At 56.2% G+C, this 25,446-nt stretch carries 20 protein-coding genes; 17 read left to right on the top strand and 3 right to left on the bottom strand.

Annotated features, from left to right (window positions below; all coding sequences use genetic code 11):
* Positions 1-251 precede the first annotated feature (251 nt).
* From BPHY_RS16390 to BPHY_RS16345, 10 genes are all read left to right on the top strand, one after another.
* Positions 252-1,799 (top strand): methyl-accepting chemotaxis protein, encoded by a 1,548-nt coding sequence (locus BPHY_RS16390; protein ID WP_041764900.1) that lies wholly within the window; start codon positions 252-254, stop codon positions 1,797-1,799.
* A 576-nt stretch (positions 1,800-2,375) separates the two neighbouring features.
* Positions 2,376-3,797 carry an Nramp family divalent metal transporter gene (locus tag BPHY_RS16385; protein WP_012402559.1) on the top strand — a complete coding sequence of 474 codons (1,422 nt, stop codon included), beginning with the start codon at positions 2,376-2,378 and terminating at the stop codon, positions 3,795-3,797.
* Positions 3,798-4,520: 723 nt separating this feature from the next.
* Positions 4,521-5,981 carry an NAD-dependent succinate-semialdehyde dehydrogenase gene (locus tag BPHY_RS16380; protein WP_012402558.1) on the top strand — a complete coding sequence of 487 codons (1,461 nt, stop codon included), beginning with the start codon at positions 4,521-4,523 and terminating at the stop codon, positions 5,979-5,981.
* A 1,023-nt stretch (positions 5,982-7,004) separates the two neighbouring features.
* Positions 7,005-8,165, top strand: a complete 1,161-nt coding sequence (locus tag BPHY_RS16375) for an amidohydrolase family protein (RefSeq protein WP_012402557.1) — start codon at positions 7,005-7,007, stop codon at positions 8,163-8,165.
* On the top strand, positions 8,162-9,205 hold the full coding sequence (locus tag BPHY_RS16370; protein WP_012402556.1) for an amidohydrolase family protein: 1,044 nt from the start codon (positions 8,162-8,164) through the stop codon (positions 9,203-9,205). Before BPHY_RS16375 ends, BPHY_RS16370 begins: the two co-directional genes overlap by 4 nt.
* Before the next feature lie 28 nt (positions 9,206-9,233).
* A complete protein-coding gene (locus BPHY_RS16365; RefSeq protein WP_012402555.1) occupies positions 9,234-9,659 on the top strand; it encodes a Rieske (2Fe-2S) protein in 426 nt (141 codons plus the stop codon).
* Positions 9,660-9,745: 86 nt separating this feature from the next.
* A complete protein-coding gene (locus tag BPHY_RS16360; RefSeq protein ID WP_012402554.1) occupies positions 9,746-10,705 on the top strand; it encodes a PDR/VanB family oxidoreductase in 960 nt (319 codons plus the stop codon).
* Between the two features lie 136 nt (positions 10,706-10,841).
* The gene (locus BPHY_RS16355) at positions 10,842-11,621 is read left to right on the top strand and encodes a VOC family protein (protein ID WP_012402553.1); all 780 of its coding nucleotides are present in this window, start codon (positions 10,842-10,844) and stop codon (positions 11,619-11,621) included.
* An 8-nt stretch (positions 11,622-11,629) separates the two neighbouring features.
* Positions 11,630-12,586 (top strand): NHL repeat-containing protein, encoded by a 957-nt coding sequence (locus tag BPHY_RS16350; protein WP_012402552.1) that lies wholly within the window; start codon positions 11,630-11,632, stop codon positions 12,584-12,586.
* Positions 12,587-12,668: 82 nt separating this feature from the next.
* Positions 12,669-13,172 (top strand): peroxiredoxin, encoded by a 504-nt coding sequence (locus BPHY_RS16345; protein ID WP_012402551.1) that lies wholly within the window; start codon positions 12,669-12,671, stop codon positions 13,170-13,172.
* Between the two features lie 152 nt (positions 13,173-13,324).
* Here BPHY_RS16345 and BPHY_RS43840 read toward each other — a convergent pair whose 3' ends face one another.
* Together BPHY_RS43840 and BPHY_RS16335 are read right to left on the bottom strand one after the other, a co-directional pair.
* Entirely contained in the window at positions 13,325-13,777 is a 453-nt protein-coding gene (locus BPHY_RS43840) for a MarR family winged helix-turn-helix transcriptional regulator (protein ID WP_012402550.1), read from the bottom strand.
* A gap of 306 nt (positions 13,778-14,083) precedes the next feature.
* Positions 14,084-14,734, bottom strand: a complete 651-nt coding sequence (locus tag BPHY_RS16335) for a GntR family transcriptional regulator (RefSeq protein ID WP_279612539.1) — start codon at positions 14,732-14,734, stop codon at positions 14,084-14,086.
* Positions 14,735-14,831: 97 nt separating this feature from the next.
* Between BPHY_RS16335 and BPHY_RS16330 the strand changes: the two genes are divergently transcribed.
* The 4 genes from BPHY_RS16330 to BPHY_RS16315 all read left to right on the top strand — a co-directional run bounded on the left by BPHY_RS16330 (position 14,832) and on the right by BPHY_RS16315 (position 21,014).
* A complete protein-coding gene (locus BPHY_RS16330) occupies positions 14,832-16,067 on the top strand; it encodes an MFS transporter (RefSeq protein ID WP_012402548.1) in 1,236 nt (411 codons plus the stop codon).
* A 34-nt stretch (positions 16,068-16,101) separates the two neighbouring features.
* Positions 16,102-16,695, top strand: coding sequence for a cysteine hydrolase family protein (locus BPHY_RS16325; RefSeq protein ID WP_012402547.1), 594 nt, complete (start codon positions 16,102-16,104; stop codon positions 16,693-16,695).
* A gap of 1,521 nt (positions 16,696-18,216) precedes the next feature.
* Positions 18,217-19,470 carry an MFS transporter gene (locus BPHY_RS16320; protein WP_012402545.1) on the top strand — a complete coding sequence of 418 codons (1,254 nt, stop codon included), beginning with the start codon at positions 18,217-18,219 and terminating at the stop codon, positions 19,468-19,470.
* A gap of 368 nt (positions 19,471-19,838) precedes the next feature.
* Positions 19,839-21,014: a porin gene (locus tag BPHY_RS16315; RefSeq protein ID WP_012402544.1), complete on the top strand. Its 1,176-nt coding sequence runs from the start codon at positions 19,839-19,841 to the stop codon at positions 21,012-21,014.
* A gap of 521 nt (positions 21,015-21,535) precedes the next feature.
* On the opposite strand, the gene BPHY_RS16310 is transcribed toward BPHY_RS16315, so the two are convergent.
* Positions 21,536-22,456, bottom strand: a complete 921-nt coding sequence (locus tag BPHY_RS16310) for a LysR family transcriptional regulator (RefSeq protein ID WP_012402543.1) — start codon at positions 22,454-22,456, stop codon at positions 21,536-21,538.
* Between the two features lie 116 nt (positions 22,457-22,572).
* Between BPHY_RS16310 and BPHY_RS16305 the strand changes: the two genes are divergently transcribed.
* The 3 genes from BPHY_RS16305 to BPHY_RS16295 are packed head-to-tail and all read left to right on the top strand — an operon-like array spanning position 22,573 to position 25,416.
* On the top strand, positions 22,573-23,682 hold the full coding sequence (locus tag BPHY_RS16305; RefSeq protein ID WP_012402542.1) for a 4-oxalomesaconate tautomerase: 1,110 nt from the start codon (positions 22,573-22,575) through the stop codon (positions 23,680-23,682).
* Complete coding sequence (locus BPHY_RS16300) at positions 23,679-24,707, top strand: amidohydrolase family protein (protein WP_012402541.1); 1,029 nt, start codon at positions 23,679-23,681, stop codon at positions 24,705-24,707. Before BPHY_RS16305 ends, BPHY_RS16300 begins: the two co-directional genes overlap by 4 nt.
* 4 nt (positions 24,708-24,711) lie before the next feature.
* On the top strand, positions 24,712-25,416 hold the full coding sequence (locus BPHY_RS16295) for a 4-carboxy-4-hydroxy-2-oxoadipate aldolase/oxaloacetate decarboxylase (protein ID WP_012402540.1): 705 nt from the start codon (positions 24,712-24,714) through the stop codon (positions 25,414-25,416).
* Positions 25,417-25,446 lie beyond the last annotated feature (30 nt).

Here is a 25,446-nt window from a genome sequence, read left to right as displayed (position 1 = left end):
GCGTGCTGTATAAGCGCGCGACGGGCGGGATATCTGCTTTAGATGTTACCCCGCCCGCTGCAACAAAATCGTTGTAACGACCTGTCAGTCACGGGCTGGAACGGTTGTTGAGTTCGGTGTATTACCTTTGTGAGCGCAATCTTTGGGGCGACCTTGAGTGCCACTTCGAGCGTGCGAACGAAGGGAAGAAGCTTGACTAAAACTTTGCGGCATAAGCTTCAACGGGGAAACGGGGCGTCACGATGATCAGGATGACACTAAATCAAAAGCTCAGCTCAATGATGGCTGTGCTGTGGATGGGCCTGGTCCTGATCGCCGTGGCGGGGGTATGGCAATACCGAACGGCGTTAATCCAGGACCGCCGCGATCAGTTGAAAACAGTCGTCCAGCAGGGAGAAAGCGTCGTCAAACACTACTATGCGCTCACGCAGAAGAACGCCATGAGTGACGACGAGGCGAGAAGACGGACGCTCGAGGCGCTTTCTATCATGCGCTATGGGAAGGACGGATACCTTACGGTCAACGACTCTCGACCTGTCATGCTCATGCATCCGTTCGCGCCAGATCTCGTCAGTAAAGACCAGTCTGGTTTTGCGGACCCGACCGGCAAACATCTCTTTCAGGAACTTGTAAAAGTCAGCAACAAGGACGGGGGGGGCTTCGTTGACTACGTCTGGTACAGGCCAGGCGGCAGCCGGGACACGCCGGTGCAAAAGACCTCGTATGCGTTGCGATTCGCACCTTGGGACATGATTATTGTTACCGGCATGTACATGGACGATGTGAACGCCGAGTTCACAAGTTCGCTCGTCCGGTGGGTCGGTCTTACCGGCGTACTCGGACTTGTCGCTAGCGCCGTGATGTTTCTTGTGCTTCGTAGCGTGCGGCGTGGACTAGGAGGCGATCTCGAGGTCGCGATCGAGACAGCGCATCGCATCTCCCGCGGTGATCTTACGACCAACGTATCGACCGCCGAGAGAGATACGGGCAGCCTTATGCATGCGCTAGCGATAATGCAATCGGGACTGACGGAAGCTGTCGAGCGCATCCGATTAGGTGCCGAGAATATCAACGTCGGGGCGAATGAAATTGCCGCCGGCAATATGGATCTTTCGCAGCGCACGGAGGAGCAGGCCGCAGCGCTCGTTCAAACAGCTTCCAGCATGGATCAGATGACGGCCAACGTGAGACTTAATGCTGATAGCGCAGAGCAAGCCTCAAGGCTTGCCGGGCAGGCAGCGGAAGTCGCCATACGCGGGAGCAGCGTGGTCGATGACGTCGTGCGCACAATGGGTGAAATTACGTTCAGCTCCCAGAGAATTGGCGACATCATTGGCGTGATCGACGGAATTGCGTTCCAGACCAACATTCTGGCGCTCAACGCGGCCGTCGAGGCTGCTCGAGCGGGCGAGCAAGGCCGTGGATTTGCCGTCGTAGCATCAGAGGTGCGAAGCCTCGCGCAACGCTCGGCAATGGCCGCCAAGGAAATCAAGGCGCTTATCGAATCCTCCACAAGCACCGTCGACGAAGGCGCTGCGCTTGTCGCTAACGCAGGCGAGACTATGGGCGAGATTGTGCGATCTGTGCAGCGCGTCAGTCAGATTCTCGGGGAAATCAGTCATGCATCTCAAGAGCAAAGCTCGGGTATTGAGCAGGTGAATCGGGCGATGGCCGAAATGGATAAAGTGACGCAACAAAACGCTGCCCTGGTGGAAGAGGCGGCCGCTGCGGCGCAGTCTCTAAAGGATCAAGCCGGCGCGCTTCGCGATGCAATCTCGGGGTTTGCGCTCCCTGCTTAAACGCTTCTCGCATTAATCGCGGAACGAAGCTCGATCATGTTTTCCTCGCTCCATGCAGCCCGCTACCGCCTTCTCTCTGTAATGGGGGTGTTTGAGCGGCTGCGGTGGGTATGTCTTTTTGAATACCTATCGGCTTGCTCAATGTTGTTCTAGTAGCGTTTGTTCGAGCGGTTTTTAACACCGGCAGGATTGACACTTTCATTATATACAGGCAGACTGAATAGATAGTGGAAGGTCAACGCTGCACTTGTCCTCGGAAAAGGATCAACTGAATGTTGATACCGGGTGGACCTTCGTCGGCATACATGAAGCGGGTTGAGACACTAACTCAAAATAAGTAAATACCAAGCCGAATTACTTGACGGATTCGGAATATATAAATTAGGACTATTGAGGTGGTGAGCTGGTTGCAACGGCAAGTGGACCATCGGTCGTTGACGCTTCAGATAAGAGTGGTCTCTCTAACGACTCAGGCTGTAGGTTGGGCGATATGTCCGCTGCTGCGCAACTCGACGGCGCGTACGGCCAGTTCCATCCGCCTGTCTGGCGGCCGATTCGCGTGTCGGAGAAGTGACAATGGAGACGAATTCGAAGGAAGTATATGGGTGGGGGAACGGCGCTCGGTATTACGACCTCGTCTGTATCGCTGCAGGGTCCCCTGACTCGGTCCACGCCGGGAGCAGGGACAATGCGCCGCATTCTACCATCGCGGGTGGCATCGGATGTGACCACGTTGGCCCCTTGGATCGTGCACCTCGAGTTCGCGGCCGATGGTTCTCGTTCGTTGGCGCAGGCGCGATGGTCGCGGTCGGCTACATGGATCCGGGAAACTGGGCAACGGCGCTTGGAAGCGGGGCCGAGTATGGCTATCAACTGCTGAGCGTCGTCCTCGTGGCGAGTCTGATGGGACTTCTGCTGCAATGGGTGGCGTCAAGAGTCGGTGTCGTCACCGGATTAGATCTTGCCCAGCTGTGCCGGGAGCGCTATAGCCGTCGCACCACATTGTTTTTGTGGATCACCTGCGAAATCGCGATTGTCGCGTGTGATGTTGCCGAAGTGGTAGGCAGTGCGGTGGCGTTGCAACTGTTGCTTGGGGTTTCGCTAAGAGTCGGCGTGGTGATGTCTGCGATTGGCACATTTGTGATGCTTGCGCTGCAAAGTAGGGGGCAACGACCTCTGCAGGTTGTTATCGCCACGTTAATTTTTTTCGTCGGATTTTGTTTTGTTGTCGAGCTCGCCCTTGCTAATCCTTCGTGGCGCGGCGTGCTTGCCGGGTTCACGCCGTCCCCTGCTCTTTTGCGCGACGCGGGCATGATCTGGTTTGCCGCAGGCATCCTCGGCGCGACAGTGATGCCCCACAACCTCTATTTGCATTCGGCGCTTGTGAAGGATCACGCCAAAGGCCGTGATGAGCAGCGCATAGCAGACGCAATGAGGGGCGTGAATATCGATACATTTTGTTCGCTGAGTCTCGCCTTTACGGTGAACGCGTCGCTGTTGATCGTCGCGGCGGCAGTGTTCCATGCGAATGGCCATAACGACGTAAGCGATCTCGCGGATGCCCACCGCCTTATCGCACCCCTCGTCGGTAGTAAATGGGCAAGCGTAATTTTTGCCGGGGCATTGCTGGCGTGCGGGCTAAACGCCACCGTTACTGGAACTTTGGCAGGGCAGGCGGTGATGGAGGGCTTCCTGCAATTGAAGAGCGTGCGATGGTCTCGTGCCTTGCTGACTCGTGCACTTGCCATTGGGCCGGCGTTACTTGCAGTGGGCGCGTTTGGTGAACATGGGTCGAATCAACTACTGGTTGCTAGTCAAGTCGTGCTGAGTGTACAGCTGCCACTGGCGGTAGTCCCTCTAGTGCGCTTTGCATCGGATGCGCGGCTAATGGGCCGATTCCGCGTCAAGCGAATTCCGCTTCTGATGGCATGGTTATGCGCGGGGATTATTGTGCTGCTGAACGTGGCGTTGCTCTGGCAGCTGATGACAGGTCTTTGAATGCATGCGATGGAAAGGCTGTCGGCCATGCACCGTGAGACAAGCTCGAAAAGCGGAAAAGGAGGAGGGAATGAAGTCGCAGAATGTGCACGCACAGGTGCGTGTTGACTGTCGGCAGATTTCGGCTCACTTTCGACCATCGACGGGGCGACTGGTGATTAGCGACGGGGGGGTTATCCTCGAAGCCATCAGGGCACCCGATTCGTGGATGGCGCTGGCGACGGTCAATAGTGATAGTAATTGGGGAACACGACCGACTTCGGCAGATCTCCAAGTGTTTCTTGAACGGTACATCGCGGAGCATCCCCGGTTCGATAGGTCATAAGCGGTTCGCGTTCGGGTCGAGGCGTGAATGGGTAGCGGGATCTGAATATCCAGCGGTGGCACTCTGGTGTCATACGTCCGGCATTGGAATCTCCAAGGTCGGCTCTACGCTTGGGCCGAGCCTTTTAACGCCGCGTGACCGCGGCGTCTTTTTTCTCGAAAAGCGTTTGCATTATTTGCGACTATCAGCCATCCGACGGACAGGAAAGTCAGAGCGCCTGCGGGCGGCAACGATACGCAGTGCGACTAGCGGCGACTCAACCGACCGGTTGATGCGGCATGTTTATGGCGCTACAGCGAATCGGTAAGGCGGGATCTGTTGCGATCGCGATTTGATGCAGCACATAGTCCAAGGTTGCAGCGGCGACCTGACCAGTTTATTGATACAGAGGCCCTCAGATGAGCAAGCTAAATCTCCACGAACCATTGTTGCTGCGCGAGCAGTGTTACTTGAACGGTGAGTGGTGTGACGCCGATGACAGCGAGACATTTTCAGTGATGAACCCGGCAACCGGAGCGGTCATAGCACATGTGCCGCGGATGGGGACGCCGGAGACTCGCCGTGCAATCATGGCTGCCCAGGAGGCGTGGCCAGCTTGGCGCAAACTCACTGCGAAAGCACGAGCCGCTATCCTCCGCACATGGTTCGAACTGATGCTTGAGCATCAAGACGATCTCGCCAAGATTCTTACGGCCGAGCAGGGCAAGCCGCTAATTGAAGCAATGGGAGAGATTCTGTATGGCGCCTCGTTCATCGAGTGGTTCGCAGAGGAGGCCAAACGCGCATATGGGGACATTATTCCTGCAGTCGCCAGTGACCGGAGGATAATGGTGGTGAAGGGGCCCGTTGGTGTCTGTGCCGCGATCACACCGTGGAATTTTCCTGCGGCGATGATTACCCGCAAGGCTGGTCCCGCGCTTGCAGCGGGGTGCCCAATAATCGTCAAGCCAGCCGAATCGACTCCACTTACGGCCTTGGCGTTGGCGGTGCTAGCCGAGTGGGCAGGCGTACCGGCCGGCATCTTCCAGGTTATCACCGGTGTGCCTCAACAGATTGGTGAAGAGATGACGTCGAACCCCGCCGTTCGAAAGCTCTCTTTCACCGGGTCCACTGCAGTCGGAGCACGCCTGATGGCGCAGTGCGCCCCGACGATCAAAAAGCTATCACTTGAACTGGGCGGCAACGCGCCGTTCATCGTATTCGATGACGCAGACCTGGACGAAGCGGTGGCAGGGGCAGTCGCGTCCAAATACAGAAACGCAGGCCAGACATGTGTATGCACCAATCGCTTCTATGTGCACAACGACGTCTACGACTCGTTTGTCTGTAAATTGGCTGACGCGGTAGCGTTGTTGAAAGTTGGGCCAGGCACGCAGGAGGGGGTCACACAGGGGCCGCTCATCAACGAGGATGCCGTCAAAAAGGTCGAATCGCACGTCAAGGACGCGGTGCTACATGGCGGCCGAATCGTGAGTGGGGGAAAGCGCCACGCTCTCGGGCACAGCTTCTTCGAGCCCACCATCATTGCCGACGCGACGCCCGCTATGAAGGTCGCTCGTGAAGAGACCTTTGGTCCGCTCGCTCCCGTATTTCGCTTCCATTCCGATGAGGAGGTGGTGTATCTCGCGAACAACACGGAGTTTGGATTGGCAGCGTACTTCTACAGCCGCGACATCGGACGGATCTGGCGGGTGGCGGAAGCGCTTGAATATGGCATGGTAGGTGTCAATACAGGCTTGATTTCCAACGAGGTCGCGCCGTTTGGTGGGATAAAGCAGTCTGGCCTGGGTAGAGAGGGTTCGCATTACGGCCTGGATGAATATCTGGAAACCAAGTATCTATGCATCGGCGGTATATAGGCCGGAAGCTAAATTCGAACGTTTCTCCTTTTTATTGCGGATTCGCAGGTTCATGTTTGTGAGGGATTTGCCTTGGTCCGGCGATGTGACCGTGCCAAGGCCTTTTTCCCGTTCGCATGATTTTCCTCGCTTTCCCCTGCCGAAGCATGCAATTTATAAGGGCGAACTTTGCGGGCCGATTGAGGGACCAGGGCATCGCCCGTCAGCTCAGCTGGCCGGTTCGGAATCTCTTGGCAAGGCCCGTAAGTGAGCGCGGCGCCGGCGGACGATTACGGCTAGCCAGGAGGGCGGGAAGGTCGCTGGAGCGGGGTGTCCTCTCATCCGCGGAACGAGGGCTGATATTTTCCTATGCGCGGGTCCCTGCACTTTACAAGTGAGACATCGCGTCGCCATGTGTTTATTCACGCGAACTGGATATGAAAATCAGTAGCACTCCGCGTGGCTCACCCCGCACTTGTTGTGTTGCGATTCGAGCACAAGCGTTTCCGGCGCCAGTGATAGCGCCCTTCGATGTTTGCAGGCAATTATCAAACGATGCCTTCTTCATGCTCATCGACAGAAGCATCGTCGCTCGATGTCTGCTTTTGTTCAAAAAAGCATCGCAAGCGTTATCAGTCAACCTGTACAAACATCATCAGTCTGCCTGCATATAATCCAGATGTATCTAAGGGAATCTACCTAATTTTTTCAACCGCGTGCCACTTCCGTCGCATAGGGAGGAAGGCACGGAACGCGGAAGACAGTGCATCTAGATGACCGGGGAACAAGTAGGCACAGGGCATGGCGGGTTTCAGGCGACTTCGATTTTAGTCACTGTCAGCGCTTGATTGCGATGAAAGTTTGCCGTTGTCGTGGTCCGACTTGATCGAGCGAAACACGCAAAGGCGCGTTGGGCAAGGGTTGCGCCTGGTACCTGAAAGTTGACACTCGGAAAATATACAGGCAGACTGAATATCACGACGACACGCACATCGTCGCAAGCAAACATCGTGACGACGACCCCACATTGTCGGGAGACACAATATGACGACTGCAACACTTGAACGACCGGAAGTGAGGGACAACCAACTCGAACACGTTGATATCAAGGTGATCGATACGGATGTCCATGTCGAACCGCGCTCGTTCGAAGAACTTATTCCTTACCTGGAGGCGCCGTGGCGGGATGTCCCAAATCTTATCGCCAGTGTGCCTTTCAGCCGCCCGACGTATCGAACGCTTGAGGGTGGAGGGCGTAAGGATGCCTATCCAAAGGTCGGTGACATCGGTTCGGATCCGGACATGGTCGGGCAGCAAATGTTCGTCGACGATCCGACTGACTACGCGATCTTGTTGCCTTGGAGCTTTCGCGGATTCACGGTCGATCCGAGACTCGACACGGCGCTGGCCAGCGCGGTGAACGCGTGGTTGGCTGACACGTGGCTGTCCAAGTACAACGCTGAGAATCGCTATGTTGGCTCCATCTCCATCGGTATCGATGATCCGATGGCGGCCGCAAAAGAGATCGATAAATGGGGCGAACATCCCGGATTTCGGCAGGTGGTAATTGGCCACTATGGCCCCCGGCCATTCGGTCACCCGATCTATGACCCGATCTGGGAAGCTGCCGCTCGGCACAATCTTCCCATTGCCATGCACTTCCGCGGTGGTGCTACACAGCCGCTGGGATGGACCTCGACGGGCCCTCTCCAATACTTCGTCGAGTACCACTCCCTCATTGCTCCGATGGCATACGGAGCGCACTTGGCCAGCTGGATTTGCAATGGTGTTTTTGACCGCCATCCCGAGATGAAGGTGCTGTTCATTGAAGGCGGTTTCCTGTGGTACCAGCCGTTCATCGATCGGCTTGAGCGTCATTGGAAAAGAACCGGTCAGGAACTCGGGCTGAAGAAGACGCCCCATCAGTATGTACGCGACCACATCCGGTTCGCAACCCAGCCGATTGAAGAGAATACGGATCCGCACAAGATCGCAACACTTTACGAAGAAGCAAATGCCCGCGAACTGGTGATGTTCTCGAGTGATTATCCGCACTATGACTACGACCCGCCGAGCAAGGCGCTTCCCCGTTCGCTCGACGCAGAAATGAAGACCCGAATCATGTACGAGAACGCACGAGTGATTTACGACTTGCCGAAAACAAGGCCGGTCGACCGCTTCGATCTGGCAGGAGGTGCACGATGAAAATCGATTGCGCTATCCACCCTGTCCTGGGGAGCGTCGAGTTCAATAAGGCAATCGGTTCGCCCTGGAACTTCCTGAAGCTGCCTCCCCTCTTCGGCGAGAAGTACCGCTCTCCTTTCGATCAGTTGTCTGTGACCCCGGAACAGGCAATGAGCCCTGCAGCCGTCGAGGCCTACCTTCGTAGCACCGACGTCGATTATGCCGTGCTGAGCCCGACCACGCGCGGATATTGGCCGAACCCGCAACAGGCTGCTGCTGTTGCGCGCGCCGCAAATACCCTGCTTTTCAAAAAGTGGCTGGAGTCTTCGGAATCTGAAGGTCGTTTCCTTGGATCCATCCGCCTGGCGATGAACGATACCGATACGGCGCTGCGTGAGATCGACCGCTGGGCTGATGACGATCGGTTCGTGCAGCTGGTCGTGCCCGCGCGCTCGCTTGCGACCTTTGGCGAACAGCGCTTCTTCCCGATCTGGCGCGCGGCGGCTGAGCGCGGCCTCGTAGTTTATGTCCACGATGATTTTTCCACACTGATCGAGCCGCCGCCGTCGCAGGTCGGTTTCCCGAGCTTCTTTGCGGAAGATCATGCGCTTCGCCCGATGGCGTCGATTGTGCAACTGACCAGTTTCATTATCGCCGGCGTCTTCGAGCGCTTGCCGGAGCTTCGTGTCGTGTTCGGCGACCTTAGCGTGCATGCGGCGCGTTCGCTGGCAATCCGGACGGACAAGGATTGGCAATCCGATCGGATGGAGGTGCCGTGGGTGAGCGATGATCCGACGACATACCTGGCCCGCCATGTTCGCTTCGTGACTCAGGCGGATGACGAAATCTCGCCGCACAGCAAGGCAGCAACAGGGACGATTGGCGGTGACAATTCTTCGCTCGTCGTCTACGGCAGCCGTCATCCCTATTGGGATGGTGCAAAAGCAGAGGACGTGTTCCCCACGTGGTCGGAGAAAGACCGCGCTCGTTGTTTTGCCGATAACGCGGTGGAATTTTATCCGCGTATCGCGTCGCGAGTATCGGCCGAGTTGAGCTCGTGACCGGCCAGGACTGAACAGGAGACAGAAAATGCGATACGTAGTGGGTGCAGCCGACGATCTTCCGCCCGGCTCTTCAACGATCGTCTATCCGGAAAAGGTAAAGAGCGGGATCGGCGTATTCAACATCAATGGCGAGTTTTACGCGCTGAAGAACACTTGTCCGCACATGGGCGGCCCGCTTTGCAAAGGCCATGTTCGCGGGACGTCGACAGCAGCGTTGCGGACGGATGGCATGCCGGAAATGCACTGGGTGCGTGATGGTGAGATCGTGTCTTGTCCCTGGCATCATTGGGAGTTCGAAATCAAGACTGGACGGACGATTTTCAAGTCGAAGCAGAAAGTGCGTAGCTACCCGGTGACGATCGAATCGCCCGAGGAACTCGAGCGGCTGAAAGCAGGTGTCGAGACGGTTCCGATTTCCGTCGAAGGTGATGCGGTCGTGCTCGAAATCTAATTAGATCAACCTCGACTTGCAAACTCGTGGTGAAGCGGGCCACGTGGGTTAACAGCAGTGGCTCGCTTGTTTATCAAGGAATGGCTATGTCTGAACGCGACTTCGAACTTGTGATCGCCAGGAAAGAAGCGGTGGCGACGGGGGTCGTTCGTCTCACTTTCGCCCGTAAGGATGGGTTGCAACTTCCAACGTGGGAACCTGGAGCGCATATCGACGTCCACTTCGCTTCGAATGGTGTGGATTATGTGCGGCAGTACTCTTTGTGTGGCAAAACCGCCGATCGGCGTCACTGGCAGGTTGCCGTACGGCGTGCGGTGGACGGTCGAGGCGGCTCAGCTCATATCCATGAAGTCCTTGCGGAAGGCGATACGATTCGTGTATCTGCGCCGCGTAACAATTTCCCGCTCGTTCGGGCTAAGCGTTATCTGTTCGTCGCGGGCGGAATCGGCATCACGCCGATCCTTCCGATGATCGCAGAGGTTTCCGCAGCCGGTGCAGACTGGCGCCTTGTCTACTGCGGGCGAATAGCCGAGTCGATGGCATTTATCGATGAGGTACGCGCACTAGGCGGCGACAAGGTTTCGCTTCACGAGAGCGAACTCAAGGGCCAGCTCGACCTCGCTGCCTTGATCAACGAGGCTGACTCGGAAACCGTCCTCTATTGCTGCGGCCCTGAACCGATGCTTTCTTCGATTGACGACATCTGCGCGTCATGGTCGGCCGAAAGAGTTCACTATGAACGGTTTTCGCCCCGTGACGATGGCTCTATCGAGGCGAATGGCGCGTTTGAAGTCGAGTTCGCGCGGTCGAAGCTCGTCTTAACGGTTCCGCCGGATCGCTCCATCCTGGAGCTCGCAGAGGAACACGGCGTTGACATTGATTCGTCCTGCCAGGAGGGTGTGTGCGGATCGTGCGAGACGCGAGTTCTTGAGGGAATACCCGACCATCGCGACTCGGTGCTCAGTCAAAAAGAGCGCGCAGCAGGGCAGAAAATCATGGTTTGTGTCTCAAGGTCGTGCTCGTCGCGCCTCGTCCTCGATGCCTAGCGGAATAAGTTGGTAGCGGACAGAAGGCGATTGTGCACCCTGGCCTCGCGTTTTGCGTCCGTTATGTCAACAGATGACAAACACCAGGGCAGAGCGTCGCAACGGTGAAATCAAACGGATATTAGGAGTATCAATAATGGCAATGTTGACTCAGCAAGGCGGATCGTCCGATACCGACGAACTGCCCAGTCACCGTCGAATCCTGCAAGAATCGGGTGCGGCATCCGGACGGATCTTAGGGATTAACCACCTTGTCATGTTTACCCGTGACATGAATGAGGGCGTGCGGTTCTACAGGGACGTGCTCGGTATGCGTGTGGTACGGACCCAGCGCTTCGCCACTACCGCAAAGGGTCTGCGTTCATCAGCACATCATTCGAGCGGGTCGGCTGCTCAGGACCAGGTCGAGACGTCTCCCATCGCCGTAGATATCACGGTTCGACAGGTATTCTTCGAGATGGGTAATGGTGAGCTGTTTTCACTGTACGAGGCACCCACGGTTACTGAGCGACCGCCTGCTCCTGTAAGTTCGGTGCTTTGGCCGGCAGAAAGCAAGGCGCAGTGGAGCCGGCCGGTGGAACCCCAGAAGCTGGATCACCTTTCGTTCGATGTAGCCTCGCATGCTGAGGTCGTGTGGTTCCGCGAGCACCTGATGTCGCAAGGTGTTGCGGTGTCTGAAGTGTCCGAACGAAGAGGTGCGAACAATAAACACCGCTTCATCTCTTCCATCTATTTCTCAGATCCTAGCGGCAATCCGCTTGAGATTTCGTCGTTCGATGCTGGCGATGCCGCCTGGCAGTCGTATGATTTCTCCGACTGGTTCATCGACGAAGAACCTGTGTCGGCGCTTCTCGATGGTGCATCAGATCAGCGGCCATCGCTCGTTCCGCACTGGGTCCGTACAAGGGCAAAGTGAGGTTCACGATGAGCTTCGAGGAAGTCGCCGGTTGGGGCGAAGATACGTGGGAGCGTGACGTCACCGGCGTTGCTGTTGATTCGCAGGATCGGGTGTATGTTCTCCGTCGCGGCGCTGACGCTGTCACGGTGATGAGTCCAGATGGGGCCGTGTTGAACCGGTGGGGAGGCGGGTGCTTTTCCCCGCGTCCTCACCTCATCTCGATTGGTGAGGATGACACAGTCTATGTCGCTGATGATGGGGGCCACCAGGTCTTCGTGTTCGACAGGACTGGGCGTCTTTTGGACACAATCGGTACGGGTACGCCGTCGGATACGGGATATGACGCGAAGGCTTCGAGCGCCGAGATCGCGTACGACGGCATGGTCGGGGGTCCACCGTTCAACCGGCCTACCAAGGTCGCACCGTGGCGGAATGGAGAACTGTTTGTCAGCGACGGATACCGTAATTGTCGCGTGCACCGTTTTTCCGCGGATCGTCAGTTGATACTTTCCTGGGGCGGTCCAGGGGCTGGTGACGGCTGCTTCGTCATTCCACACAGTGTCACGGTCGACGCTGAAGGTCGCGTGCTGGTGTGTGACCGGGAGAACGACCGCATCCAGATATTCTCGTGCGACGGCGAACTGCTGGATGTATGGAACAATGTTCAGCGACCTACGGATGTAGCATTCGATCGGCACGGGAACGCATACGTGACTGAGTTGCCACGTGGTCCTGCCGATATCAAGTCCTGGCGGCTTGGCCGGGCGGCGCAAGAACTGCCCGGTCGAGTGACGATACGTTCGTCGGAGGGCTCCATCATCGGCCAACTGCACTGCCCTGGGTTGGAATTTCCTGCTCCGCACGCGGTAGCAGTCGACTCCAAGGGCGCGGTCTATGTATCGGAGGTCCCGGAGTCGTTCGCTGGTTATACAGGCCGGCCGTATTCTCTACATCGATGCCTTCGCAAGTTTGAACCGCGGTAGATCCAGGCAAATGGAATTGCAATCGTTCTCGTGCAAAGAATGCGCGAAGTGGGATGCAAAGAGCACTTAACAAGGACACGGCATGATCAAAGTAGGTGACACGTTACCAGATGTGCGTCTCTTCGAGTTCATCGACGAAGCGACGGAAGGCTGTGCAGTCGGACCGAGTGCGTTCTCCGTGCGCAAACGGGCAGCGGGCAAGCGCGTGGTGATATTCGGATTACCCGGCGCATTTACTCCTACGTGCTCTGCCAGACACCTGCCAGGGTACATCGACGCAGCCGCGGATTTGTTCGCAGTGGGCGTTGACGAAATCTGGTGTGTCTCTGTCAACGACGCCTTTGTCATGAACGCGTGGGGACGTCAGCAGGCAACCGCGGGCAAAATAAAAATGATCGCAGACGGCAGCGCTCACTTCAGTCATGCGCTTGGACTGGAGCAGGACCTGACAGCGCGTGGCATGGGGATTCGTTCCCATCGCTATGCGATGGTAGTGGACGATGGCGTGGTCGCGACTTTGAATGTCGAGGCACCCGGTGAATTCCAGGTTAGTGACGCTGAAAGCATCATGGCTGTGCTTCGTTGAGGATAAGCGGATATCCCTCTGGGGCGCCTCGCTGGCTCTGATTATTTTCCGGCTACGCTTACCGCAATCCCGTTTCGCTGCACCGGCGTAGGTTGTTGATGGTGAGTAGGCCGACGCGGTGAGGGATCGCTGCAAAAAGCTGTGTCGGCCAACTATTCCCGGTTGTGGATGATTCTCTGAATGAGGGCCAATCCTCGATGTAGTTCCTGACGTTCGTCGTCCGTCAGCTGTTCGACGATTACGGACGTCAACCAATCTTCTCGGGTCGCAAAAATGCTCTCCAAGGTTTTAGTGCCTTTACGCGTCAACTGGACGAGGGTGGCTCGACCGTCAGTGGGATGCGGTTTGCGGCCGACCAGACCGGCCTTCTCCAGCGCTTGGACGGTCAGTGACATTGATTGAGGACGGACGCGTTCTGCTGCGGCAAGATCGTTCGTACTCATTGCACCTTTCCGTTGCAGATGGCCTAACACCGTAAGTTGCGACAGTGGGGGACCAGACTCGACCCGGATCAGTCTTGCACCTCTTCCCAAGGTCTCCCGAAGCTCGAATGCGAGCTCCGAGACCGACGTCAGTTCCGCAACGGGATTTCGATCAACGTTCATATAAGAGAAATCTCTACGCGATAGGTACGGTCATTTGTGTACATTGCACTCTTTGTTGCCAATGTACCACATGATTTCGCGACTCCAGCAGGCTTGAATTAGCTGTTGCGGAATCGTGGGTATCCACGAGCCGATTTTACATCTGCACATTTCTCAGAACCGGGTCTCGTAGTCGGTCAGTAATATTCGCCAGTTGAGTTTGAGCCCCATTTTCGGCGGTTTTCCCGATGAAGGGGGCACGCAGCGCGGCTCGGCGGTACAGATGCAGGCGAGACAACGCTGCTGCCCAATAAGACCGTCGTCCAATCATGAAACAACTATTCCGCGCGCGCGCAAGGTTCGCGGTCGCGCAGTGAGTGCCGACGTTAACCGCTCTCGTGCGGCGCCTATGTGGTTCTTGGTCAATGCGATCGCATGGCCCACATTCCCGTCTTGCAGAGCTTGCAGGACAGCTCGGTGTTCCGTCCATCCGGCGTCAGCATTGTCGATCTCAATCCAGCGAACGCGAAGTAAGCGGTTCATGCAATCCGCAATACTTCGCGTCACGAATTCATTTTTAGCCAGCCCGCCTATCTTGAGATGGAATTGGCGCGACGCCTCAGCGCGCTGCTCGGGCGTGGAATTCATATCTATTGAGTTGAGGATCGTGTGCATTTCAGCGAGCTCCGAGGGGGTAGCTGCGGGCCCGCCGAGCTGGATCGCAGCGACTTCGAGAATCTCACGATAGTCAAACAGCTGTCTAACTTCCTCAAGATCGATAGGGGGGACGAGCCACGCCCTGCCGTTGCGGCTTACAAGTCCCTCCGCTTCTAGCCGGAATAACGCTGTTCGCACAGACGTGCGTGAGGTCTGTAGTAGTTCCTCAAGGGATCGTTCGGTTAGCCGCTCTCCGGGACCAAGGTCCATGTCCAGGATCATTCTCCGAAGCCGATCTTCGACCAGCTGGCTCTGAGTCATCACGTTTATGTCTCCCAATATCATCTTCAAATACGCTGTACCAAAATGGTATACCAAGTTAGTATACGAAGCTACGTAATTCTTGCGAAGGTTGGGTATGGAATTGCACGGTCACGACTACTGGCAACGCAATCTTGCCATCTGTCTTTTTGGCTCATTCTCGACCGTTTTCGCGATGACGCTGATCCTGCCGTTCCTTCCGATCTACGTCGAACAACTGGGAGTCCGAGGTCATAAGGCAGTCGTGCAATGGGCGGGAATTGCATATGGTGCCAATTTTCTGGCTGCCGGGCTTATTGCTCCGCTCTGGGGATACCTTGGAGATCGTTTCGGACGCAAACCGATGTTGGTTCGTGCGAGTTTCGGAATGGCACTGACAATGCCCCTGATGGGGCTGTCCACCAACATATGGCAGTTCGTGGGGTTGCGATTGCTGGCGGGGATTGCCGGTGGCTACTCGTCTGGCGCAACCATCCTTATTGCCGTTCAGACACCAAGGGACCGCCTTGCTTGGGCTCTCGGGCTACTCGCGTCTGGCGTGATGGCTGGTAATCTGCTCGGGCCATTGGCAGGGGGAGCACTTCCATCGTTAATTGGGATCAGGGCAACTTTTTGGGCTGCGGGTGGGCTGATCTTTATCGCCTTCGTTGCCACGGCATTTTTTGTTCGCGAGGCACCACTTAGGTCGGAGGCCACCAGAAATTCAGGCGAAAAAGGATGGTCGCAACTACCGAATAAGGGAGTTGTAGTGATCATGCTGGCCACTGGTCTTCTTTTGATGGTCGCGAACATGTCGATTGAGCCGATCATCACCGTCTATGTCGCCACGCTTGTCAATAATGCCGACGGTGTGACCTCCGTGAGCGGTCCAAACAGCGCCCACGTCACTGCCGTTGCTGGCTTCGTTATGGCGGCCGCGGCGCTAGGAAGCATTGTCTCGGCCTCGCAGCTGGGCAAGATCGCCGACCGCGTTGGACATTCAACTGTGATCATCATGGCTCTCACGACCGCAGGCCTGTTGCTCATACCTCAGGCATTCGTGACCAAGGAGTGGGAGCTCGTCTTACTCCGTTTCCTGATGGGGCTGGCTCTGGGCGGGCTCCTGCCATGCATCACCGCTGTGATTCGACACAATGTCCCCGACAATCTGGTTGGGACCGTCATGGGCTATTCACTGTCCGCACAGTTTGCTGGTCAGGTGGCTGGTCCATTGATTGGAGGGTTCATCGGAGGCCAGATCGGAATCAGAGCGGTGTTTCTTGGAACCTGCTTCGTGCTGCTGGTCGGCGCGGTATGGAACTGGAAAACGATCGGCTTTTCCAGGCGTGACTAGCGCAGTATTTCTTGTTTAACTAACCGAGTTCTACATGACCCAATCGCTAAGCATTAACCCCACGACATCTGCGCTGCTGCTGATGGATTTTCAGGGATTCGTCCTGAACAATTTCCTGACACCCACGGCCGCCGCTGAAGTGGTCAGCGGTGCGGCGAAGCTGCTTGACGCGGCGCGCGCGAGCAACATGCTGACGATCCACGTCACCGTCGACTTTCGCCCGGGATACCCGGAGATCAGTCCGCGCAACAAGCTGTTCTCCTACTTGAAAGACAACGGCGTAGTTGTTCCGGGCAGCGAGGGCATGAAAATTCATCCGAGCCTGACGCCGCGCGATAACGAACCGGTCGTCGTCAAGCACCGGATCGGCGCGTTTAACGGTACTGATCTTGACTTGCTGCTGCGCGCCCGAGGCATTGAAACGCTCATCGTCGCCGGTATCACAACTGGTGGCGTAGTACTCTCCACAGTGAGGCAGGCTTTTGATCTTGACTATGATCTCGTCGTAGTGACCGACGCATGCACTGATCCCGACGAACAGGCGCATGCCCTCCTCATTGACAAAATCCTCTCGGGACAAGCGACGATGACGCTGACTGATGACATTGAGAGCGTCTTGCAGCGCTAAGCGGAAAGACGGTTCGGCCGGCCATGCCGTGGCCGGAGTCGCGGTTTGTCTTCCCCGCCGGGTGGGACGTAACGAGCACACCGGATGTATTGGTAGAAGAGTGGGGTGTCCTGTAGATAGAACAACGCATCCGGCGAGCGTCGTGTTGCTCACACAGCTCAGCAACAGTTCGATAGACCACTTTGTCCCGGAAGTGCCCACCGGCGACCGGCCTTGGCCCCACGGTCCAATCGTTGAAGCGTCGCTGGATGACCTTCATTTCGTACCGGGTCAATTAGCTCCCTGTCACCGCGCTCTGAGCGCGCATGGTCAAGTGATAGAGCCATCAGCTGCAGGTCAAGCCGGTATTCCCACGCCTAACTGCATCCGTTTCCGTCAGTCCAGTACTGGAGCGGCAAGACAAGATCCAACGCACCCTGTGTAGGCGATATGTTGCGTGGTCAGGCGCGCGAGTCGTGGGCATGTCAGATTTTCGCAAAGTGCTGCAAAACCGATGGTGAAAGATGGGAAAGCCAACCTGGTGAATTCCCTTACATACGCGCCGAATTTATACAGTCAGACTGACTATAAGTGAGCAGGCAGACTGATTAAATGGGTGGTGGTCACCTGTCTGTACCACACAGCCACTCATCCGTCGGATTGACGGGCAAAGGGCCTGCCCTTCGAATCGCGGGATGCGGCCAACGGTGTTGGAAATACGCAATCCGGCATGGAGACGAATGATGAACTTTCGTGACACCTCTCTGCGATCGTTAGTCGAAAAGTGGCTGGGCGCCGAGTCAGCCGCGTGCGCACGCGTGACGCATTTCAGCCATACCCGAAGCAAGCCGTGGCGGTACGTCTGCATCAAAGCAATACGGGCATCAGGGACTTTTGCCTTCGTCTTCTTCAGGCACGATGACGGGTCGTGGTGCGTGTTTCCTCCGGGCCCACGGCGCCCGACCATGAATGTTTCTAGTATGGATCGAAGCGGAGAAATTGGCTCACGATGCGACAACGATGTTCAACCGGAGATGTCCGTAGCATAAGGCGAAGGAACTGGCGGTTTGCCTTGTGACGGCCCGAACAAGAGCGTATGCGGCGCGGGTGCCAGGCTGCATCGCCAGCGGTGTTCCGACCTTATACGACGATTGCGCACCGCGCGCGTTCATCCATCCGGTCGTCGAATCTTTCAGTCACGCATCGGTTCGGGTCACGGTGACTCAGTGCCTAAGTAGATTCCCTTACATACGCTTCGCATATATACAGGCAGACTGATCACACAATGGACAGGTAGACTGATTATTTTGCCGGAGATATCGATAAGTCTTCCGCCCATTCTCGTCGTAATTGCATGCGATCTATTCCACTGAGGTGTGACATAGTTTTTCAATCAACCCATGTCTTGGCATGTGCTTCTCAGGAAGTCCGTTCGGGATACATGGTTGCCGTCAGGAACTCGCACCCGCGGGGTCTGGGAAGCTGGACCAGACGGATCTGCAACGGTTTAATTAGTCGATCACAGATGAGGAGACATTTGAAATGAGCGACCCTGCAGCAAGCAATCATCAAAAAATCGAGTCTGCCCTAGTTGACCCTCCGGTCGAACGTGGGTGGTCGCGTGCGGGCATCGTCGCAGCGTTGCCGATATTGGCGATTGTGCTGGTCGGCATCGCTGGCCATGCGACCTCATCCCTTAAGCCGTTGATTATCCAGGCCTTCGTGCAGTCGGTTGGCTTTGACAAGGCAACATCAGGCTACCTCTTGACGGTCGAGATGATTTCGACAAGCGCCGGTAGCATTGTGGCGACGGCATTTCCGTTTGCTCTGCGACGTAGAGGCTATCTGTTCGGCGCTCTCGCCCTGATGATGGTTGCCAATCTGGTCAGTATTTCGTTCAAGAGTGATCCGGGGACGATGCTTTACGCGTTACGTTGCCTGTCCGGCTTCGGTGCGGGCTTTGGTCTTGGGCGTCTTGGGATCCTTATCGCGTTGTCGGGCCGTCCTGGGAAGACCGCTGCGCTCTACTCAACAAGCACACAGCTTTACGGAGCCGCCGCCGCCTTCGCGATGCCGTTCATTGATCGATTGTGCGGAGCGAATTCGATCTTTGTCATTCTTGCAGGGACCGTCCCGCTTGCGTTGGTGCTGATTGGATGGGTACCGGAAAGCAACGCGAAGGTCGAGAAAAAGAAGGCAATCTCGACCAGCACGCCGCACGCGCTAGGGTTGGGTGAGAAATTGATTCTTGCGATCACTTTCGGCGTGTTTTATCTCGGCGTCGGAACTTTTTGGCCCTTCATCTCGGTCCTCGGCGAGACTGCTGCAATTGGCCATACTCAAATGTCGTCCCTTCTTGGCTGGGCTGCTATCGCCAGTGCAGTGGGATCCGGAACGGCGGTTTTCGCCGGAGATCGGAAGGCATCTGCTCCTATTATTACGCTGTTTTTCATTGCGCTTTGTCTTTCCGTTGTGATGCAGCTTGCGGTTCCCCAATCGTTGTTCATTTTTGTAACCTCAGTATTGCTGTTCGCGTTTGCCTACTGGGTCATCAATCCGATGATCCTGGGCGTGATGTCAAAGCTCGATACGACCGGACAGATGAACGGCGTTTATTACATCGTCGCCGTCGGGGGCATTTCCCTCGGACCGGCTTTGGCGGGATGGGTGCTCACGCATGGGAGTGAACGATCCACAAGCACTGAGTTTCTCCGCGCTGTAAGCCTTGCCCTGCTGGGAGTTTCCTCGGCAGTGCAGATTTACTATGCATTCCGTGCGCGGCGCCTACCAGACTAGTTTTACGTGATGCAACTGGGCTGTTCGGACCTCGATTGACTGTACACATGCTCCACCGTCGACCCTAGATGGGTGTGAATGTGTTTTTCGTTACAACATGTTTGGTTAGTGGGTGTCTGAGTCTTCGTGCGCTGCGCGCTGAAGCACTGACCCTGCAGAAGGAGACCGATTAATATTTATAGGAACGGTGAAAAAACAATAAAACTATATAAACTAGTACTACTAATTGACGGGTAAAAAATAATTTTCGTCACTGACGTTGTCGTCTTGATTGATTTAGCAAAGACGCCGCCATACGGAATCGGCGCCCCTCACATAACTTCAAGATTCGGTATCAAAATTCAAACCCACCTCTGGAGATCTTTGGAATGAAAAAGTCGCTTCTCGCTCTGGCTGCTTTGGGCGTCTTTACTGGCGCACATGCGCAGAGCAGTGTGACGTTATACGGTGTAGTCGATGCCGGTATCGCTTATACCAACAACGTAGGCGGGCAACATAATTTCTTTACCAGCAGCGGCAACCTTCAGGGTAGTCGTTGGGGGTTGCGCGGCAAGGAAGACTTGGGCAGTGGTCTGACGGCTCTGTTCGTATTGGAAAATGGCTTCAACGTGTTCAACGGCACGTTGGGGCAAGGCGGCGACATGTTTGGTCGTCAAGCGTATGTCGGTCTTTCGTCTTCCCAGTTTGGCACAGTCACGCTGGGACGTCAGTACGACTCCGTAGTCGACTACACCGGTCCGCTTGAAGTTGGCAGCCAGTGGGGATCGTACTTCGCCGCGCACCCGGCCGATCTTGACAACATGAACAACACGAACCGTGTGAACAACGCGATCAAGTTCACGAGCGCGAACTATGCAGGCTTCACGTTCGGAGGTCTGTACAGTCTCGGTGGTAATGCGGGCCAGTTCAACCGCAACCAGATCTGGTCGGTCGGAGCAGGCTATGCCAACGGCCCGCTGCAGTTGGGTGCTGGCTACCTGAACGTGAAGGATCCGAACTATTCGTTCTGGGGAAACAACGCCAATTCGCGCAGCACCACGACCACCCCTTCTGCCTCAAACTTCCCGAGCAGCCGTGTGATATCGGGCTTTGCGTCGGCGCACACGCTGGAGGTAATTGCTGTCGCGGGCGCATACACGTTTGGCGCTGCAACTATCGGGGCAACGTATAGCAACACGCAATATAAGGATGTCGGCACCGAGTCGGGCGCGGGACTGAACCCGGTCGGCTACAAGGGAGGTTCGGGCAAATTTCACAATGCCGAACTCAACTTTAAGTATCAGCTGACTCCGTCACTGCTTCTCGGCGCGGCCTATGACTATACGAAAGGCTATGGCTTGAGTGACGCTAAGTACCACCAGGCTATGTTGGGCGCCGACTACTTTCTGTCGAAGCGCACTGATGTGTACGTCGATGGCGTCTACCAACACGCGAGCGGAACAGACTCGACGCAACACGCAGCTGTCGCAAACATCAACCAGTTGTCGCCGTCGTCAACGTCAAACCAGGTTGCGGCGGTCGTCGGTATCCGTCATAAGTTCTAAAGGTTTAGAAAGCCGTTTCTAAACGCCAGAAGACGCGATAAGCGTTTTCTGGCAAATCGCCAGTGGACTAATTTACGCGGCTGTTGAGATAGGCGTTGCATCTTCCAACTGCAACATCCGATTGGCGAACCGGGTCATTGCGTAATCATCCCTCACGCGTCAGATCTTCCGAGCGGCCGTCGCCAGCCACTCACGATGGATGTGGCCGGGGATGACGCCCTTCTCGCCGTCGTCAACGTCAAACCAGGTTGCGGCGGTCGTCGGTATCCGTCATAAGTTCTAAAGGTTTAGAAAGCCGTTTCTAAACGCCAGAAGACGCGATAAGCGTTTTCTGGCAAATCGCCAGTGGACTAATTTACGCGGCTGTTGAGATAGGCGTTGCATCTTCCAACTGCAACATCCGATTGGCGAACCGGGTCATTGCGTAATCATCCCTCACGCGTCAGATCTTCCGAGCGGCCGTCGCCAGCCACTCACGATGGATGTGGCCGGGGATGACGCCCTTCAGCGGGCGACCGATGTCAAAGCCGCGTCCGCCACAGGTCACACAGCAACTGACGAAGAACCGGTATGGCCAGTTCGAGCAGGGGGCCTCGTGGGCGCTGCGCCGACGTCGCAATCCATAGCGTTATGTGAAGCGGAGGATCTTCGATAGGGCGCACAAGGAACTCTTGTTGTTGCCCATCTGAGTGCACGGCCTTCAGCGAAAGCACTGCATGAAGCTCTTCGTCATGCACGAGATTGAGAATGGCGGGAATGCTTTCGATCTCCAACGCAATGCAGGGCTTTAACGATGCCTGAGCCATTGCAGCCTCCAGCAGAAGGCGAATCGAATGTGGACGGCTCGGCATGACAAGCTGTTTTTGAGCCACTTCCGCAAGGCTGACGGGTTTCCCCGCCAGCAAATCTTCTGATGAGAGAGGCGCCGAGCGGGACGAGACCAGGTACAACTGCTCACTCAATACCGGGGACAGCTCGACGCTCGGGGAAGTCGAATTTGTGTAGACGATAGCGCAGTCCGCGCGCCCCATGGTTAACCATTCCAGCGCGTACGCTGAGAGGCCCTCAAGGATACAAAGCGTCGCCTTCGGGAAACATTCGCGAAATCTCCGAACTAAAGGCGCAGACAACACGGAACTTACGCTCGGCGGCAAGGCTACCACGAGCCTTCCTGTCGCCTCTCCGCGTTCGTCTTCCATGTCTGAATGGACGCGTTGGACCTGCGAAAGGATGCTCCGGCTATGTTCAAGTAGCCGCCTTCCGGGTTCCGTAAGCGTGACTCCGCGCCCGTTTCTTTCAAGAAGCACCTGCCGAAACTCCAACTCAAGCGCACGCACCTGACGACTCAAGACGGGTTGCGCGATCGAAAGCAGGTTCGCTGCCCTCGTGAAGCTGCCCAATTCGGCAACGTGGACGAAATATTCAAGTTGACGAAGTTCCATGGCCGTCTCCTGAGATGCAATTGTGGCATATCTAATATACACGAAATGACATTGTGTACTATCAGATAGTGTAAAAGAATACGGTATCGAAGATGACACGACCCCTCAGGAGACACATGCAGCGCCCCATTCCCTGCCTGTTTATGCGCGGCGGAACCTCGCGAGGCCCCTTTTTCCGGGCGGAGGATCTGCCAACCGACCTGTCCACTCGGGACCGCGTGCTGCTCGACGTCATGGGGTCGCCCGACCCGAGGCAAATAGATGGACTCGGCGGCGCTCATCCGTTGACCAGCAAGGTCGGTATCGTCCGGCGGGGATCTCGCCCCGATATCGATCTCGAGTTTCTATTCGCACAGTTGCAGCCAGACGCGGACACGGTAGATACGACCCCGAATTGCGGGAACATGCTTGCCGCAGTCGTTCCGTTTGCCCTTGAGGTGGGATTGCTCGCACCTCGAGGAAGGCAGACGACCGCGCGCGTTCTGACGCTGAACACTGGAATGTCCTGTGACATCACCGTTGACACGCCGGAAGGACGTCCTGAATACGACGGTTCTGCGCGAATCGACGGCGTCCCTGGAACTGCGGCGCCGGTGAGTATCAATTTCCTCGATACGGCCGGCTCCGTCTGCTCGGCGATGTTGCCCACGGGTCGGGTCCGGGATCGCATTGATCTAGGCGACGGACGCACGCTCGACGTGACCTGCATCGATAACGGAATGCCGATGGTGCTGGTGCCGGCAGAGGCGCTGGACCGAACCGGGCGTGAGTCGGTTGCAGATCTCAATGCCGATATCGAGCTTAAGGCTGAGCTCGAAGCGTTACGACGTAGGTGCAGTGAAGCAATGGGTCTTGGCGACACATCGTCAAAGAACTACCCAAAGATGTGCCTCGTTTCGCGACCTGTCGCAGGCGGAGCATTATCGACGCGCTGCTTTATTCCTCATGTCTGCCATGACGCTATCGGTGTGCTAGCGGCCGTTACTGTCGCTACTGCCTGTGTACTTGATGGCAGTGTCGCGCACGACCTTGCCTCTACATCAAGTGGCGTTGTCAAGCAGGTATCGATCGAACATCCATCCGGGGAGTTCAGTGTTGAACTGGAAGTCGATGCCACAAATCCACACGTCGTTAAACGTGCTGCGTTACTGAGGACGGCGCGACTGATCATGCGTGGCGAGGTGATGGTCAAGGAAAAAGCATTCGAACTGGCGGAGACGCGATGATTATTGACTGTCACGGACACTATACGACCGCACCGAAAGCCCTGGAGTTGTGGAGGGGGCGGCAAATCGCGGGTCTGACTGACCCCGCTCAGGCCCCGCACGTCAATGAGCTGAAAATCAGTGACGATGAGTTGCGCGAGTCGATTTCCGGAAACCAGTTGAAAAAGATGCTGGAGCGTGGAATCGACTTAACGATCTTCTCCCCGCGTGCGAGTTTCATGGCGCATCACATTGGCAACGTCGAGACCAGTTCGACGTGGGCGTCGATCTGTAACGAGTTGTGTTATCGCGTGTCGCAGTTGTTCCCCGACAACTTCATCGGCGCAGCGATGCTCCCGCAATCGCCCGGTGTCGACCCAGCGACATGTATTCCGGAACTGGAGCGGTGTGTAAACGACTATGGATTTGTCGCAGTCAATCTGAATCCTGATCCTTCCGGGGGACATTGGACGTCTCCTCCTTTGTCGGATCGTCACTGGTACCCGTTGTACGAAAAAATGGTTGAGTACGACATACCGGCAATGGTGCATGTCTCTACCAGTTGTAATGCCTGTTTCCATACAACGGGTGCTCACTACCTGAATGCAGACACAACGGCATTCATGCAATGCCTCACTTCAAAGTTGTTTCAGGACTTTCCGACATTGCGGTTTGTCATTCCGCACGGTGGAGGTGCCGTGCCGTACCACTGGGGCAGGTTTCGCGGTTTGGCGCAAGAGCTGAAGCTCCCTCCGCTTAAGGATCATCTGCTTAACAATATTTTCTTCGATACGTGTGTCTATCACCAACCTGGAATCAACCTCCTGACCGAAGTCATTCCCGTTGAGAACATCCTGTTCGCAAGCGAAATGATTGGTGCTGTCCGAGGTATAGATCCGGAAACGGGCTTTCAATTTGACGATACGCGTCGTTACATCGACGCGGCAGAGACGCTGTCGAACGAAGACCGAACCAAGATTTACGAGCGCAACGCGCGGCGCGTCTATCCCAGGCTTGACGCTGCACTGAAGCGAAAAGGGAGTTGAACTTATGAGCACCAACCCGGTAGTAGGTCAGATCGGCGTGGTTAAACGAAACATTGCTCGCGCCGAGGAATCCGCTGTTCGGCGTCTGTCTGAATTCGGTGTGGCCACCGTGCATGAGGCCATGGGTCGAACCGGCCTGATGAAGAATTACATGCGTCCGATCTATGACGGCGCGCACGTCTGCGGAACAGCGGTCACGGTGCTGCTGCATCCTGGCGACAACTGGATGTTACACGTTGCGGCAGAACAGATTCGCCCGGGCGACATCGTGGTCGCGACTGTAACGGCGGACTGTACAGATGGCTTCTTCGGCGATCTGCTCGCCACCAGCTTCAGAGCACGAGGCGCGGTTGGTCTGGTTATCGAAGGTGGTTGTCGAGATATTTTCGATCTGACGGCGATGAAGTTCCCCGTATTTTCTCGCGCTGTTAGCGCCAAAGGCACCATCAAGGCGACCGTGGGTTCCGTGAACGTACCAATCGTCTGTGCGGGAGCGTTGGTCAATCCGGGTGATGTCGTGATTGGGGACGATGACGGCGTGGTGGTAGTGCCCGCAAGCGTGGTCCACGAGACGGCCGACCGAGCAGCGGCACGGGTGGCGAATGAGGAGGAGAAGCGAAGAAAGCTTGCCTCCGGCGTGTTGGGGTTGGACATGTACAACATGCGCGAAGCCTTAGCCGAAGCCGGCCTGACCTACGTTGACGATTGACGGGTTGTCTCGAAACGAGACCACTGCGGT

This window comes from Paraburkholderia phymatum STM815 (genome assembly GCF_000020045.1).
Classification (GTDB): Bacteria; Pseudomonadota; Gammaproteobacteria; order Burkholderiales; family Burkholderiaceae; genus Paraburkholderia; species Paraburkholderia phymatum.
The sequence above is the reverse complement of the archived record's forward strand: the minus strand, read 5'-3'. Positions and strand labels throughout refer to the sequence as shown.

What these genes read in the sequence shown, in the direction of transcription:
- BPHY_RS16390 (WP_041764900.1), top strand. Translation starts at nt 252, where the DNA reads ATGACACTAAATCAAAAGCTCAGCTCAATGATGGCTGTGCTGTGGATG.
- BPHY_RS16385 (WP_012402559.1), top strand. Translation starts at nt 2,376, where the DNA reads ATGGAGACGAATTCGAAGGAAGTATATGGGTGGGGGAACGGCGCTCGG.
- BPHY_RS16380 (WP_012402558.1), top strand. Translation starts at nt 4,521, where the DNA reads ATGAGCAAGCTAAATCTCCACGAACCATTGTTGCTGCGCGAGCAGTGT.
- BPHY_RS16375 (WP_012402557.1), top strand. Translation starts at nt 7,005, where the DNA reads ATGACGACTGCAACACTTGAACGACCGGAAGTGAGGGACAACCAACTC.
- BPHY_RS16370 (WP_012402556.1), top strand. Translation starts at nt 8,162, where the DNA reads ATGAAAATCGATTGCGCTATCCACCCTGTCCTGGGGAGCGTCGAGTTC.
- BPHY_RS16365 (WP_012402555.1), top strand. Translation starts at nt 9,234, where the DNA reads ATGCGATACGTAGTGGGTGCAGCCGACGATCTTCCGCCCGGCTCTTCA.
- BPHY_RS16360 (WP_012402554.1), top strand. Translation starts at nt 9,746, where the DNA reads ATGTCTGAACGCGACTTCGAACTTGTGATCGCCAGGAAAGAAGCGGTG.
- BPHY_RS16355 (WP_012402553.1), top strand. Translation starts at nt 10,842, where the DNA reads ATGGCAATGTTGACTCAGCAAGGCGGATCGTCCGATACCGACGAACTG.
- BPHY_RS16350 (WP_012402552.1), top strand. Translation starts at nt 11,630, where the DNA reads ATGAGCTTCGAGGAAGTCGCCGGTTGGGGCGAAGATACGTGGGAGCGT.
- BPHY_RS16345 (WP_012402551.1), top strand. Translation starts at nt 12,669, where the DNA reads ATGATCAAAGTAGGTGACACGTTACCAGATGTGCGTCTCTTCGAGTTC.
- BPHY_RS43840 (WP_012402550.1), bottom strand. Translation starts at nt 13,777, where the DNA reads ATGAACGTTGATCGAAATCCCGTTGCGGAACTGACGTCGGTCTCGGAG.
- BPHY_RS16335 (WP_279612539.1), bottom strand. Translation starts at nt 14,734, where the DNA reads ATGACTCAGAGCCAGCTGGTCGAAGATCGGCTTCGGAGAATGATCCTG.
- BPHY_RS16330 (WP_012402548.1), top strand. Translation starts at nt 14,832, where the DNA reads ATGGAATTGCACGGTCACGACTACTGGCAACGCAATCTTGCCATCTGT.
- BPHY_RS16325 (WP_012402547.1), top strand. Translation starts at nt 16,102, where the DNA reads ATGACCCAATCGCTAAGCATTAACCCCACGACATCTGCGCTGCTGCTG.
- BPHY_RS16320 (WP_012402545.1), top strand. Translation starts at nt 18,217, where the DNA reads ATGAGCGACCCTGCAGCAAGCAATCATCAAAAAATCGAGTCTGCCCTA.
- BPHY_RS16315 (WP_012402544.1), top strand. Translation starts at nt 19,839, where the DNA reads ATGAAAAAGTCGCTTCTCGCTCTGGCTGCTTTGGGCGTCTTTACTGGC.
- BPHY_RS16310 (WP_012402543.1), bottom strand. Translation starts at nt 22,456, where the DNA reads ATGGAACTTCGTCAACTTGAATATTTCGTCCACGTTGCCGAATTGGGC.
- BPHY_RS16305 (WP_012402542.1), top strand. Translation starts at nt 22,573, where the DNA reads ATGCAGCGCCCCATTCCCTGCCTGTTTATGCGCGGCGGAACCTCGCGA.
- BPHY_RS16300 (WP_012402541.1), top strand. Translation starts at nt 23,679, where the DNA reads ATGATTATTGACTGTCACGGACACTATACGACCGCACCGAAAGCCCTG.
- BPHY_RS16295 (WP_012402540.1), top strand. Translation starts at nt 24,712, where the DNA reads ATGAGCACCAACCCGGTAGTAGGTCAGATCGGCGTGGTTAAACGAAAC.